We start from the raw sequence: 237 nt of genomic DNA, 5'->3' as shown, positions 1-237 counted from the left end.
CGTGGCGCTCACACTGGCAGAATCTCAATACCCTGTTTAATTACCCTGAAGATATCCGTAAAGCGATTTACACCACCAATGCCATTGAGTCACTTAACAGCGTCATCCGCAAGGCTATCGTGACCTTACGGCAAGATAGCGCAAATAAGTAAAAACCATCCGGCATACTTGATTGCAACCTAAACAACTAAGGTGTGATCAATGAATACCACAACATCATTAGAGCAAATTAAAGCA

General features: G+C 42.6%; 1 pseudogene. It reads left to right on the top strand.

The features are described 5' to 3' along the window. A pseudogene (locus HC733_RS22835) lies at positions 1-119 on the top strand (transposase); the annotation flags it as partial. Positions 120-237 lie beyond the last annotated feature (118 nt).

The organism is Pseudoalteromonas sp. S16_S37 (assembly GCF_014694405.1).
In the GTDB taxonomy this organism is placed as follows: domain Bacteria; phylum Pseudomonadota; class Gammaproteobacteria; order Enterobacterales; family Alteromonadaceae; genus Pseudoalteromonas.
The sequence above is the reverse complement of the archived record's forward strand: the minus strand, read 5'-3'. Positions and strand labels throughout refer to the sequence as shown.